The organism is Shinella sp., assembly GCF_052438155.1.
In the GTDB taxonomy this organism is placed as follows: domain Bacteria; phylum Pseudomonadota; class Alphaproteobacteria; order Rhizobiales; family Rhizobiaceae; genus Shinella.
The window spans coordinates 1-12,677 of record NZ_JBQVPI010000056.1 but is presented as its reverse complement, the minus strand read 5'-3'; the positions used below and the strand labels follow the sequence as shown (position 1 = coordinate 12,677).

The 12,677-nt window shown below is 60.1% G+C and carries 12 protein-coding genes; 2 read left to right on the top strand and 10 right to left on the bottom strand.

What is annotated here, in order from left to right; genetic code table 11:
- Positions 1–96 precede the first annotated feature (96 nt).
- The 9 genes from ACT6VE_RS33355 to ACT6VE_RS33315 form a co-directional block, all read right to left on the bottom strand.
- Complete coding sequence (locus ACT6VE_RS33355) at positions 97–1,605, bottom strand: hypothetical protein (RefSeq protein WP_444608847.1); 1,509 nt, start codon at positions 1,603–1,605, stop codon at positions 97–99.
- 513 nt (positions 1,606–2,118) lie between these two features.
- Positions 2,119–2,757, bottom strand: coding sequence for an imm11 family protein (locus ACT6VE_RS33350; protein ID WP_444608848.1), 639 nt, complete (start codon positions 2,755–2,757; stop codon positions 2,119–2,121).
- A 164-nt stretch (positions 2,758–2,921) separates the two neighbouring features.
- The gene (locus tag ACT6VE_RS33345) at positions 2,922–3,554 is read right to left on the bottom strand and encodes a tyrosine-type recombinase/integrase (protein WP_444802480.1); all 633 of its coding nucleotides are present in this window, start codon (positions 3,552–3,554) and stop codon (positions 2,922–2,924) included.
- Positions 3,555–3,949: 395 nt separating this feature from the next.
- The gene (locus ACT6VE_RS33340; RefSeq protein ID WP_444610083.1) at positions 3,950–5,107 is read right to left on the bottom strand and encodes an IS110 family transposase; all 1,158 of its coding nucleotides are present in this window, start codon (positions 5,105–5,107) and stop codon (positions 3,950–3,952) included.
- A 195-nt stretch (positions 5,108–5,302) separates the two neighbouring features.
- Complete coding sequence (locus ACT6VE_RS33335; RefSeq protein WP_444610082.1) at positions 5,303–5,536, bottom strand: helix-turn-helix domain-containing protein; 234 nt, start codon at positions 5,534–5,536, stop codon at positions 5,303–5,305.
- Positions 5,537–6,252: 716 nt separating this feature from the next.
- On the bottom strand, positions 6,253–7,182 hold the full coding sequence (locus ACT6VE_RS33330; protein ID WP_444802479.1) for a nucleotidyltransferase: 930 nt from the start codon (positions 7,180–7,182) through the stop codon (positions 6,253–6,255).
- 54 nt (positions 7,183–7,236) lie between these two features.
- The gene (locus ACT6VE_RS33325) at positions 7,237–7,485 is read right to left on the bottom strand and encodes an RNA polymerase sigma factor (RefSeq protein ID WP_444802478.1); all 249 of its coding nucleotides are present in this window, start codon (positions 7,483–7,485) and stop codon (positions 7,237–7,239) included.
- Entirely contained in the window at positions 7,482–8,369 is an 888-nt protein-coding gene (locus tag ACT6VE_RS33320) for an ArdC family protein (protein WP_444802477.1), read from the bottom strand. Before ACT6VE_RS33320 ends, ACT6VE_RS33325 begins: the two co-directional genes overlap by 4 nt.
- Positions 8,370–9,010: 641 nt before the next feature.
- Positions 9,011–10,033: an IS110 family transposase gene (locus tag ACT6VE_RS33315; RefSeq protein WP_444610717.1), complete on the bottom strand. Its 1,023-nt coding sequence runs from the start codon at positions 10,031–10,033 to the stop codon at positions 9,011–9,013.
- A gap of 312 nt (positions 10,034–10,345) precedes the next feature.
- On the opposite strand from ACT6VE_RS33315, the gene ACT6VE_RS33310 reads away from it, so the two are divergent.
- Positions 10,346–10,633, top strand: a complete 288-nt coding sequence (locus ACT6VE_RS33310; protein ID WP_444802481.1) for a helix-turn-helix transcriptional regulator — start codon at positions 10,346–10,348, stop codon at positions 10,631–10,633.
- Between the two features lie 334 nt (positions 10,634–10,967).
- On the opposite strand, the gene ACT6VE_RS33305 is transcribed toward ACT6VE_RS33310, so the two are convergent.
- Entirely contained in the window at positions 10,968–11,324 is a 357-nt protein-coding gene (locus tag ACT6VE_RS33305) for a UrcA family protein (protein WP_444802476.1), read from the bottom strand.
- A gap of 154 nt (positions 11,325–11,478) precedes the next feature.
- On the opposite strand from ACT6VE_RS33305, the gene ACT6VE_RS33300 reads away from it, so the two are divergent.
- Positions 11,479–12,540, top strand: coding sequence for a helix-turn-helix domain-containing protein (locus ACT6VE_RS33300; protein ID WP_439485347.1), 1,062 nt, complete (start codon positions 11,479–11,481; stop codon positions 12,538–12,540).
- Positions 12,541–12,677: the final 137 nt, after the last annotated feature.

The window sequence follows — 12,677 nt, the reverse complement described above, 5'->3', positions numbered from 1 at the left end:
TGTCGTAGGCTTTTGACACTTCGTGGCCCGCCGAATCACTTAGCTGATGGAAGGGGCCAAGTTGAACTGCCTGGACGAGTAAGTCCCGACAAATCCTCACTTCGTCAGCTCGATCCTTCGCTGACTGCCCGGTATGCACGCAGTATAGCGGTTTTGGCGATCAGGCCCTTCGCCTTCGGTCTTGCCCGTGGGTTCAACACGGCAAACACGTCCGTCGTGGTCGACGCGAAGCGAAATCCGACCGAAATCTCTAGTGGTTGGGCCGTCGATGGTATTGATCCAAAGGCCCGCTTCGACGAGCCACCAGCTTTCCCGATCATCCGTGCGAAACGTCGCCCAAGGCTGATTGACCTCGACATAGGTCAACCTGGCGTCGCGCGCCGCGTTGCGCAGGTCCTGATAGCCGCCGTCATAGAGCTTTACATCACGGAAGAGCGTGCGCACCATGTCACTCTCGGCCGGATAGGCGGGATAGGTCGCCTGCCTGTTAGTCAGGCCGATCGCGTAAGCCGTCGCCATGGTTTTCGCGGTCTTCGCGCCGAGAATTCCCGGTGACAGCCGCGCGTCGCCGCTAGCGGTGAAATCGCCGGGTGCCAGAGCGATGCCGTTCGCATCGCGCTTGCGGCGGGTGAAGCACAGGTCAAGCGAGCCCGACACTGGCGCATCGAGGGCAAGCCTCGCGCAATATGCGAACACGCCTCGCTGCCACGGACCAAGGCGGTCTACGCGGCGCTCGACATACGAGTTGGTGACCGTACCTTCGGGCAGTGCCTTGCTCAGCGTTTCGACGATGTCACGGCGATAAGGGTGCGTTCGATATTGGCCTTTGATTGCGACTGGCTGCGGCGGTCCGTCGAGCGTGAAGGGATCAGTCTCGGACCGGGCGTGGCGCGCCACCGTCACCGGATTACGCGCAGGCCAGCTGGGCCAGAACGGATCGCTTCCGGTCATGATCGCCGCCCGCAAAACATATCGACCGACTTCGCCTTTGTCGCACATCATGGGTGCGTCAGCAGGTGCGCAGTAGATACTCCGACCGTCCCAACTCACTCGCTCATCGCCGCTCGCTTTCCCCCCGAGCGTTCCGGGCGCTACGGCACCATACGCCCCCATGTACTTCCACCGCTCCCCCGCATGCGCTGCATTACGCGACCACACGCGGATGTACGCGCCTGCCGGAAGGTTTCGCCACCGCACCCGGTACTTTACTGGGGTGCCGATCGCGATCGTTGGCAACCCCATATATTCAATGCAGAGTTGCGGCGCGTCACCAACACCGAAGTCGGCACACGGCGTCGACTGAACCTGCTCCCATTTGGCTTCCTCGCGCAGTTCGCTCGACCGCCGCTCCTCAGACCACTGCTCATATCCCTCGCGCGCGTTCTTGCGGTCGCCGGCACGATGGTCGGCCATGATCCCCGCCATCGACGTCGCGAACGCTGCTTCCTGACCGATGAAGCCGGGATAGGCGGCACCTATCTCCTTCGTGAGATAAGCGTCATCCGGAGCCACCGGGATAAGTTCTCGCTTCGTAAGGGTGACAGTGGCGGCGACGCCAATCGCGCTCAGTGCCCCAATGGCCACAAAAATTGTGCGCGTCCGCATGCGCCTTCCCTGCCTCTCGATCGATGAGCCCGATCAATAGTGCCTATACTGAACGAAAGCGTTAACTGGCGCGTTTTCCTACGTCCGTTCGGACCCGCTACCCTCGGTCCGCGCCGCAGGCTGTCACGCTTGTGTTGGAATGGATTTTCGGTGTCACACCCGGACGGCACTGATACCGCCTAACCGTCTGCTTTCTTGTACTTCGCAATCGAAAGCAAACGATCAGCTTACCACCCAATTTCGGTCATAGGGCACACACGCACCGCATCCCAAAACTTGACGGGCAGCTATCCGGGCATTGCTGAAAAAAGCTGCCGTGCGGCAAACGACCCCTTAGCGGACGTTAGAAGCGAAGTGGCAGGTGGTCCATTCGGGCTTTCACAGGCAGCTTCCTACCAGCTCACGTTTCTGCGGATGGAGCCGCGTCAAGCTAAGGCCCATCGTGGTTTTGCGGCAGGCGCGGTGCGAGGAGGCGGCGAATACCCGACGGGCGTGCGAAGTTCGGAAATGCCATTACACGGTCTCCCGCTTATTGGCGGCGAAGGCCGTTAAATCAAGCGCAAGCAAGGCTTCCGCAGCCTCATCGGAAGCGTAAATGCCGCCCCCCATCAGGTGCTTGTCGCGCCAGAAATGATATCCTTCGGTCTGCGTCTTGCTATGGTAAAGTTTGGCGTCATGTATTCGCACTCTTTTGCCATCCTCCAGCCAATTCGACATCCATAGTGCCCCCTTCTTGAGCACCAATGTCGTATGCTCTCTATCAACACCGTCGATCCGGTTGCAGACCACCCACAGCCAACGCTGCGCGATCTTTTCTTTTGCCTTGTTCACTACTGTAATCGGGAAGAATTGATGCACATCTGGCTCGAACCGCTCGACCACTTCCTTGAAGCGCGAGGAGACGCAAGGAAAAGCATGAGGAGTGTAGTAGTCGGGCAATATGCGAGATGAATTCCACTGCCAGACAGTCGGGACATTCTCGCTCATGATACGAAAACCCGCATTATATTGTTGCCTGTAATAGAGATTTATCGCCAGAAGTTTTTCTTCCGTCTCCGGCCCTTCAACCTTAATTTTTTTGGGATCACCATCGAGAAATTTCTCACGAGGATACTGCCCCATCTCTTGTTCGCTGCCGATCAGATAGACCATGCCATACTCCCACGAAGATTCGCGCAACTGTTTGGCTTAGCTTGTTCTGATTAAGCAATGATTTGTTGGGCATGGCAGGAATCCACCCAGTTTCCGTCGAACCTGAGGTTTTCCGCGCTCACCGATAGCGGCCATCGAGCAATGCCCGACGGCCGCATTCAAAGTCAGATTTCTGTGCGCTCAGCAAGGATCAGCGCATCCTCCACGTCGACACCCAGATAGCGAACGGTGTTTTCGATTTTGGTGTGCCCCAAAAGGATCTGCACCGCGCGTAGGTTGCCTGTGGCACGGTAAATCATCGCGGCCTTCGTTCGCCGCATCGAATGCGTTCCATAGTCTTCGCGCCGCAGTCCGATGGCTGTAACCCATTCATCTACTAGCCGGGCATATTGGCGCGTGCTCATTGGAGAGTTGTGATCGAGCCGACTGGGGAACACATAGTCCTCAGCTGTACCGCGACGGCGTTGGAGCCATGTCGCAAGGCTCCCGCGAGCGTCGGCGGTGATCTCGAACTGCACAGGTCGGCCCGTCTTCTGCTGGATCACCAGTGCCCGTGTCCGGAAATCCGTCCCGGCTACCAGGTCGCCGATCTTCAGCTTCACGAGGTCGCAGCCGCGCAGCTTGCTGTCGATGGCAAGATCGAACAGCGCGCGGTCGCGCAGTCGCTCCTCGCGGTCGAGGAAGAAGCGGATCGCCCAGATCTGCTTCTGAGTGAGCGGCCGCTTCGTGCCGACGTTTTTGCCAGCATTCCAGGCCACGCGATTTTGCATCGCAGGGTCAAGGTGAGAGTAGGTCATCGTCATTCTCCTTGGCCGTAATTGGCCAAGAACAAAGAACGGGCTCCAACTGGTTCGCGCGAAATAAAGCGGACGTTGTTGCAGCGAAGCCTTTATGACCGCTCACATGACGAGGACGTTGGTCAAGGGTAATTTTCGTGTCTACATTGTTCGTCTCCTTGGCGCCGGATCCAGGCTTGGCCCGATGCATGACACGGCTCGACAGTTCGAACCTTATCCAGCTCACATACGGTCGCCACTCGGGGGTGGCCGCACCATTATCCCGCTTGCGGCGGTTACGGGCACAGGAAAGCGAGACCAGTCTTTCGGGCGGCGCTGAACGCCAACAGACATTTCGGTTCGCTTACCTGGATCCACGGAGCTGATCGGGCTCCGGGAGGGCGTAAAGGGTCGGATCAGGCAGCCTTCATCACGGCTCCCTGGATCACCACACCTGCAGTGGCGTATTTCCACAGCGCGATAAGAAGCTTGCGGGCGAGCGCCACGATCGTCGGCTTCTTGAGGCGGCCGCCGTTGTGCTGCACGCGTTCCTGGAACCAGCGGGCAAGTGCCGAGTCAGGCTGATACCGGATCCACAGCCAGGACAGCTCGACCATGGTCGTTCGCAGGCGGCTGTTGCCGGCCTTGGATACGCCCTGCTCCTGTCTGATCGATCCGCTTTGCCAGGGTGTGGGAGCAAGTCCGGCATAGGCCGCCAACTGGCGCCGGTTATCAAAATGGCGGAACAGCCCTTCTGCGTAAAGGATGGTGGCGAACTCAGGGCCAATGCCCTTGAGGTTGAGAAGCATTGCCGCTGGCGTGTTGGCAGCTTGCTCCGCGATGAGCGTAGCGCGCGCGGCCTCGACGGCTTTGATCTGTTCAATGATCAACTCGAGCCGGTCGAGCTCTCGATCGATCTGCGATCTGACGTGAACTGCAAGAACACGTCCATCGCCAGTTCTGAGATCTTCGAGCCGTTCGCGCCGGTCGCGACGTATCGGCTCATATCCAGTAATGCCTTGCGCAAAGAGCAAGCCCTTGATCCGGTTGATATGCTGGGTCCGCTCGATGATCAGCACCTGGCGCTCACGGCAAATGCGACGTCTATCTTCGTCTTCGACGCTCGGCGGCCTGACCATCGCGCACACGCGCGGCTCGCCGCGCTTATAGGCGAGCAGCGCACGAACCAGCGCTTCGCCATCGATCTTGTCGGTCTTTGCCCGGCGGCGCCGGCGCGATGTTGCGATCGACGCCGGGTCGACGACATAGCTCTCGATACCTTCGCGCTCCAACACGCGGTGGATCCAGAACCCGTCCAGGCCGGCTTCCTGAATAACGATGAAGCCGAACTCTTGCCCGGTCCGAACCCGCGCCTTCTCGCGCAACAGAGCAAAACGCTCCATCAACCCGGCAACGTCACCGGCACGGACAATATGCTTCGACATCCGCTCGCCAGCCCCTGGCGACAAGGACGTGACCAGCCAAGTCGATTTACTCAGTTCCATCGAAACGAAGATCGCGCCAAGATCTATACGGATAGCGGCAGGCGCATGGGGTTGATCAGCTGCAAGCATGGTTACCTCCACAGAGTTAAGGATCAGCAACCGCACTCTGACAGAGTGTCAGCCGCTATCCACCCTCGACATGGGATCTTTCGGGACGCGATGGCGATCAGCCTAATGACCGATATTAGGGGGCAAAGCGGACATCCCATGCCGACCATCGGCGGTTGATGACAAAGCTAACGAAGAATTTGATGTGACTGAATTTCAGTCGCCAATGGCACGCATTGTCTGTCCGGGCCGCGCGGATGCTGCTCGGGTAAGTTGTGGCTCTAGGCTGGGACTGCTGCAACGATGCCTCTCGATCAGCTGGCGCAAGCTCTCGGTCAGTACAAGCGTGGCAGCTCCCATCTTGACGACCTCGACCTCGCCCCGCGCGATCAGCAAGTACAGCGTGCTACGGCTGATGCCGGTAAGCCGGCATGCGTCGGGAATCCGCATACTGATCGGTTCAATCGACAATGACGAAGAGGGCGGGAGAGGCGGAGCAGGCATATCGGCACCAATCGTTTAAGAACCGGGAGACAGGATCGGCTGAAAGCAGCAGCCGTCTGACAGCGGCAATCATCCACTTTCGGCGCACTACATGCCACACGACATTTCTGCTCTATACTAGCCGTGTGTGCGATTGCGGCTCGGCATCCCATCAAGCCTTCGCAGGCCAAGGGAACTAGATTTTAGGCCGCGCTGGTCCTGCTCCACGACTGCGCCTTGGGCCAATCCGCTAAAGGCATTCTACTCGCCGAAAGGGGTGACGTTGGGTCTCGAAAGCCTCAAATCTGACGTTGCCGTTCCCCTTTATCGTCCGTCATTCCCAGGTCCGATGAGGGTGCTATGCGCTGCCTCGAAAAGCGGCAGAAAACCGCCACATTTTATAGGTGAGCAGCGCGAGCTGCCTGAGCGCTGCCTCGAAAAGTGGCGGAAATGCTGCATGCACCCGTGCGTGAGGTGTGTATCCTAATTACGGGTCCGATGCGAAGCATCGCGGCCCCTGTTACTCCGCCAGATTGGATGCCGGTGAGGTGGCAGAAAATGGGTGCCGGTGGGGCTGGCGAACGGACAGTTCTAGCGGTCATCAAGGGGGCGGATTTGGGGTTGATGGCAGCTGGGATGCTGCCAGAGGCCGTTGCCCGGGTCCTGCTCCCGAAGCTGCGCTCTCAACCTGTCGCGAGAGCCTTTGCCTGAAGGTCGGCTATCCGCTCCGAGCAGATAGCGTGGACCGCCCGACCAAGCTCCTCCACACACCCGCCAAGCCACAAAAGCTCTTCTTCGGTAATTCGGTAATGCTTCGAGTAGCGGGCTTTCACATACGCCTCTTTCAGCTTTTCAAAGAGGGCGCGGTCAAGCCGGGTGTCACGCGGCCAGGCATCGACCAAGCGCATATCGATCCGCTCGGCCTGGGTGCGAAGGACGCCAAGGTTGTGCACGTGAGGCGAATAGAAGGTACAGACGAGCAGCACGCAATGGTACAGCCGGTCCGTCGCCTGATGCATGTTGAAGGCCGCTTCTCGCATCCCACCTTCGCGCATAAGGAAGTCGGCAGCGCTCTTGAAGCGGGCAGAACTAGGGTACCACTCGTCAAAATACTCCCGCGCCATCGCCAGCGCCTGCTCAGGCGTCTTGGGCTTGGGCGTATGCAGAACTCTTTCATCAGCTTCGTGTAGCGCGATGCCGTCCTTAGCCACATCCATGAAAAAATATCGGCCATGGGCCAGCCCGTCGTTTACCTCCTGCAAGGTGTGCACGATGAAATTGACCGGGGTGTGCAGTGTCCGGTCGATGGCCAGCTCGCGGATCAGCCGATCCTCCAGTTTCAGCCAGTAATCGACGCGTTCGGTCAGCCGCTTGTCGTTGACGATGATCAGCAGATCGAAGTCGGAGCGATAGCCCTTGGCCGTGTGCGGCTCATCGACCCAGCCACCACGCGCGTAGCTGCCATAGAGGATCAGCTTCTCGATCCTGCCCTTCTTCTTCCACTGGTGCGTGGCAAGCGCCAGGGCATCTTCGAACTCTTCGAAGATGATCTGCTTCACGCGCTCAAGCTCGCGCTGCTTGTTGGCCGGAAGATGATCGATGTCGGTTCGCATGGTCCTGTTTACCCTGTAGATGGACGGGTCGATTGGCAAGGCGGAAGCTGGCGTTCATCGCCAGAACTGCCACCACTTGTGGTGGCGTTCATGCATGTGCCGGTCGAGAATGCGCAGCGCGCCTGCAAAGTGACGTTCGACGTCTGCAACGGTGATGCCGTGCGTTGCTGCAATCTCGATGTAGCTGAGCTCATCGACGCGGATACCAAGGAAGATCTCGCGCTGCATCGGCGACATGTTATCGACGGCGCGCTCGGCGCGGCGCAGCTGCCGCCGCTGCGCTCGGGTGGGACGCATGCTCATGCCGCGTCTCCCGTGAAAGCCAGCAGATAATCTGCGGCCTTGCTGGCTGCGCTCGCGGCGCGGAAGATGGCCTTGCCATCTTCACGAAGGGCGGTGAGCCAGGAAGCGATGTAGTCGCAGTGGCGTACTGTTGGTGCAATGCCCAGCGATGCGCAGGTGAACGCGGCTGCCATCTCGGCGACAAGCTCTTCACGGGCGTAGGGTGCAGAGCCGAAGCTGCCCTTCTGATCGCGGTCCAGCCTGCTGGCGTGGCCGGTCCAGTGACCGAGCTCATGCAAAGCGGTGCGGTACCAGTTAATCGGTTCGCGATACGCCGCCTGCGGCGGAACCTGCACGAAGTCGTGCGCCGGACTGTAGAATGCTGAATCGCCGCCGACGTTGAACGTAGCACCGCTGGCGGTGATGATAGCGTCAGCTTCGGCAATGGCGAGCACCGGATCGGTCGTAACTGGGGCTGCGGTCATGTCTTCGGGCAGACCTTCGCACTGGTCGATGTTGAACACCGTAAACCGCTTGAGGAAAGCAACGGTCCTGGCTTCGCGGTCTTCGCCGCGTGCCTGCTCGGCTTCTGCCTTCGGAGTGAACCGGTCGGCATAGCAGACAGTAGTGCCCTTCTCACCCTTGCGGACATTGCCGCCTGCGGCCTGTGCCTGGCGGTAGGTCAGCCAACGCTGGGAACCGTAGCCTCTCATGACCACTTCGGCCCAGAGGATCAGGACGTTGATGCCTGAGTACCGCCGGTCTGTCGCTGCGTTGTGCGGCATGGTGCAGCCGCAAAGCGATGTGTCCCAGGGCTGGACCCAGGGGAGGCGTCCCTGCTCGAGCTCAGCGATGATGCGTTGTGTGACCTCAGTGTAGAGGCTGTTGCGGGTAGTGTTTTCCATGACCTTGTCTCCTTCCATCCGGCCCCGGCCCGGAAGGGGCGCTGGGGGGCGGCGAAGAAGAGCTGGCAGCCACGCTGCAACGGACGGCGCGCATGCGCTAAGCACCGCAACGAATGTGTGGACGGCCATTGCAAGTCGCTTTCCGCCTTACCCTTCTCACCTTCCCGCACCAGAACCCCCGGAGTGGGGTGGGCGGCGAAAATCGAACGGAAAGGCACGCCGCAAAGGCTGGCTGCACCCGCAGGGCCGCAACAGGGTGGAGGACCCGGCACAGCCGGGTTGCGGCTTGCCGAGGCGGGCCTAGCAGGGAGAGCCGGCCATCCCGCTTCGGGGGTCAGGCCAACAGATACGCCGCCGCGCGACAGCGCGGTGTCCGCTCGAACCCATAATAATTACGCGAGGTGACACCGAGCATGACATCGATCGGTCGGGTGCAGTCATGTGTCCGGCCTATTGCTGCGGTCATCGACCGCTGGCCCTGATGAAATCCGCGGATCGCCCGTTCCATCAGTGAAACGGGCTCACAGGCTCCCTTCGTTTTGCGAACTGAGCGATCCCCGGCTCAACCGGTTCGTCATCATGGCTTGAGCACCACCTCGCTTCCTTCGGAGCCAGGCTCCGCTGGAAACTCTAAAACCGCGTCATGATGCCATCGTCGGCGCGCGGTACGTGCCACCGCGCGTCATAATCGCCCAGATTATACGCGCCATCTTGTTCGCTAGCGCGACGGCCGCGACCAACGCGGGCCGACGCTCCATCAGTGCCATCAACCAAGGCGACGCCCTTTCCGGGGCGACGCGGGCTCGCTTGATCACCGAGAAGGCTCCAAGCACCAACAGCGTTCGCAAAGTCTGATCACCTGCCTTGGTAATGCGTCCGAGCCGAGCCTTGCCGCCGGTCGAGTTCTGGCGCGGTGTCAGACCAAGCCATGCTGCAAAGTCGCGGCCAGATGGAAATCGAGAGACATCCCCGGCCAACGCGATGATCGTGGTTGAGGTCACCGGCCCCACGCCGGGAATAGTACTCAGGCGTTTACAGGTATCATCGGACTGCGTGTTGGCCGCAATCTGGTGATCGAGGTCCGCCAAATGAGCCTCGACGTCACGGATCGCATCAGCGAGCAATCGATAGGGATCACGGATCAACTCCGGAAGACGATCGTCGCCGGTGCTCGCAATGCGAAGAATCTCGGTCGCGCCGCCTAGCCCCGAGTTGGTCACAATGCCAAACTCGGCCATCCCGGCGCGAAGAGCGTTCAACATGCCGGTGCGCTGCCTGACGAACTGCGTACGCAGCCGGTGCAACAGCGCGAGGGCCTGCGTGTCCGGAGCCTTGATCGGTACAAAGCGCATGGTCGGCCTCGTCACCGCTTCGCAGATACCCTCCGCATCGGCTGCATCGTTCTTGCCCCGCTTCACGTAGGGCTTGACGTAATGCGCTGGCATAAGGCGGACATCGTGCCCGAGTGCCTCAAGTCGGCGCCCCCAATAATGCGCTGTACCGCATGCTTCGATACCAACGAGGCATGGCGGGAGCTCTTCGAAAAACTTCATGAGCTGCGCTCGAGAATAGCGTCGGCGGATCACTACCGCGCCATCTGCATCAACTGCGTGCACCTGGAACACGTGCTTCGCGATATCCAAACCAATCGTTGCGATCTCCATCTTCTGTTCCTCCTGTCCTGCTGCGAATCAGCAGGTGATGGTATCAACTGCGACCCCGCAGCCGTCCCACTTCATCAGAGGAGGACCCGCAACGCGGGTTGCGCGCTGGCCTGGCGTGGCTAGAGGCGATTGACGGCCCCCGGTGTCCCGCCCGAGCGGGGCAAACGCCGCAGCTTTGCTGCGACCGCAGATGCGCTGCTGAATGCTGAAACACAGTGAGATGCCGTGAGCAGAATTATTCTGCTTACGCTGCCATATCCGGCGATCAACCAGCAGCGCTCCCCTGCCCTATTGCCTGCGAAACTGCAGCATATGGCTCGATTGACGCGCAGCGGCACATCGCCAATCTGTGTCGCAGGCAGGGGCAGATCACATCACAGGATGGAGACAATCGCCATGGCATCCCATGCACCCGACAGGTTTCTGAGGCTCAACACCGTGCTCACTCGCACCGGACTGTCTCGGGCGACGTTGTACCGTAAGATTCAGGCGGGGACGTTTCCCAAACAGGTCAAGCTCGCCGAGCGATGCTGCGGATGGCGAGAGTCGGCTATAGAGGAGTGGCTGCAGAACCCGATGTTCTATGAGGTCAGCAACTGAGAAGGCAGACCCGACCAAGGCCTAGGACGTTGCTGGAGTTTTACCTCGCCGCAACGATCACAAGCGGTTGATCATATCTCGCGTGCCAAGGCCGTACAGAAGGCGATCATTCGGTAAGCCGCCAGTCAGCTTTGCGCCCTCATCCCGGTCATTAGGGGGCTGCGCCGCACCTCCCAAAACCGGCCATTGGAAACGCAGCAGTTATGTCGGCTTCTGGCACCGCATGCCTGGGCGCTCTATGACCGCAGATAGGTGGATAGCTGAAAGGCGATTTTTTCCACCCAATCGCAGCTTGTTGCCAACCTCCGCGCTCGGTTCGATCAGCTCTGCATCCTCAACCGCCCCTCCCCGAAGTTGGATCGCCTGCCGCAGTCTGGGTCTTCACGGCCGCTTCGGCGCTGGCTTGCGCTTGCCGAATGCACTCGCGCTCGCGGCGGATGTTGTGCGGCAGGCTTTCCAGCGCCTGGCTTTTGCACATCGTCCATGCCGCGCGATGAATGCGCGTCGCCAAGATGCGTTGCCCTTTGTTCGAGCCGAGATCGAGGTCGCCAGCTTCAACTGCGATGCTCTGCGGAACAGGGGCAGCGGCCGCGGCAGCTGAAGCCGCCATGGCGGCGACTGCGAGCAGGGCATGGAGGCTCTTCATGATCATTTCCTTCGAGACTTGGCCACCCACCAATTTGAGCGACAAGCCTCAGAATTTGCAGCTCGGCGCGCCTGCGGCTGCCTGGTTTCGAAATTGGACTGGTCGTTTTCGGATCACGCGATGCTGATGGAATCCGGAAAGGCTGAGTGATTCCGAAATCAGCTTGTCGCTCCGCCCGCGCTCTGGCAGCCAAGCACCCATGACAGCATGGGAACAGGTCGATCAGATAGCGCGCGGTGGGTCGATCGCCTTGCTGGCGCAGTGGAGCTGGATCCTGATACGCGACCATTGGCGCGACGTGCCGGCCCGGCTTGCGGTGGCGATGAATGTCGGAATTTGCAGCTATTTCATTGTAACGGCAGGTATCCTGGGCAGGCCAAGCCTGATTGGCCTGTTGCTCGCGCTGGGTGCGGGTGCAACACCGGGGCTGTTCTGGCTGTTCGCCAAATCGTGGTTCAACGATGAAAGGCAAGTGGCCCCGATCAGCGCGTTGCTGGTGGGCCTGTCGGTTGCCAATACGTTGGTGGTCCAGCTGACATACCCCGGCGGCGGGACCGCCAACGCCATTTCTGCAATGCTGTTCAGGGCATCCATGCTGGCCTTTGCAGGCGCTGCTTTATGGGAAGTATGGCGGAGCCGGGAAGGCGATTTGGTCGAACGCCGGCGGCGAATCAGGCCCGTGCTGGTTTGTGTCGTGGCGATTTGTGTCATTGTTATCGCCTTTGTCGAAGTGGCAGCATCCCCCGGCACACCTGCCGCTTCGTGGAGGCTGGCGGTGGCGACCGGATCACTGCTGGCAGTGTTCAGCTTTTGCGCGGTGTTGCTTCGGATGCGTCAAGGCGACATGTTCGGCCCGGCAGAGGCCGCGGGCGCGCCGGTGAAACTTGCGCGGAACCTGGGCGAAGATCCACTGGCTGCCCGTTTGCTGCAGTTTATGGCAGCGCAGATGCCCTACCGCGACGAGACCATGTCTATCGCAAAGCTCGCCTCGCTTCTGGGCGAGCAGGAATATCGTCTGCGCCGCACGATCAACGGCCAGCTGGGCCACCGCAATTTTTCGTCGTTTCTCAATGGCTATCGTCTTACCGAGGTGAAGTCCGCACTGGCCGATCCTTCGCAACGGGATGTGCCGATCATCACCATCGCGCTAGACGCAGGGTTCGGCTCGCTGGGCCCTTTTAACCGCGCCTTCCGCGAGTCCGAAGGCATGACCCCCAGCAAATATCGTGCCCGCCAGCTGACCGATTCCAGAATCGGCTAGCCGGATTTGGACAAGGCAACGCCGCAGTTACCGGATGCAGGCAAGGGGCGACGATCTCCTGCAAGAAAGGCACCGCCATGACCACTGGAATTCCCCCGCTCGATATCCTGCTCGAAAGGGGGCATTATGTCTTCGCC

Excerpts from the sequence above, each read along its gene's own strand:
- ACT6VE_RS33355 (WP_444608847.1), bottom strand. The coding sequence starts at position 1,605 with ATGCGGACGCGCACAATTTTTGTGGCCATTGGGGCACTGAGCGCGATT.
- ACT6VE_RS33350 (WP_444608848.1), bottom strand. The coding sequence starts at position 2,757 with ATGGTCTATCTGATCGGCAGCGAACAAGAGATGGGGCAGTATCCTCGT.
- ACT6VE_RS33345 (WP_444802480.1), bottom strand. The coding sequence starts at position 3,554 with ATGACCTACTCTCACCTTGACCCTGCGATGCAAAATCGCGTGGCCTGG.
- ACT6VE_RS33340 (WP_444610083.1), bottom strand. The coding sequence starts at position 5,107 with ATGCTTGCAGCTGATCAACCCCATGCGCCTGCCGCTATCCGTATAGAT.
- ACT6VE_RS33335 (WP_444610082.1), bottom strand. The coding sequence starts at position 5,536 with ATGCGGATTCCCGACGCATGCCGGCTTACCGGCATCAGCCGTAGCACG.
- ACT6VE_RS33330 (WP_444802479.1), bottom strand. The coding sequence starts at position 7,182 with ATGCGAACCGACATCGATCATCTTCCGGCCAACAAGCAGCGCGAGCTT.
- ACT6VE_RS33325 (WP_444802478.1), bottom strand. The coding sequence starts at position 7,485 with ATGAGCATGCGTCCCACCCGAGCGCAGCGGCGGCAGCTGCGCCGCGCC.
- ACT6VE_RS33320 (WP_444802477.1), bottom strand. The coding sequence starts at position 8,369 with ATGGAAAACACTACCCGCAACAGCCTCTACACTGAGGTCACACAACGC.
- ACT6VE_RS33315 (WP_444610717.1), bottom strand. The coding sequence starts at position 10,033 with ATGGAGATCGCAACGATTGGTTTGGATATCGCGAAGCACGTGTTCCAG.
- ACT6VE_RS33310 (WP_444802481.1), top strand. The coding sequence starts at position 10,346 with ATGGCTCGATTGACGCGCAGCGGCACATCGCCAATCTGTGTCGCAGGC.
- ACT6VE_RS33300 (WP_439485347.1), top strand. The coding sequence starts at position 11,479 with ATGACAGCATGGGAACAGGTCGATCAGATAGCGCGCGGTGGGTCGATC.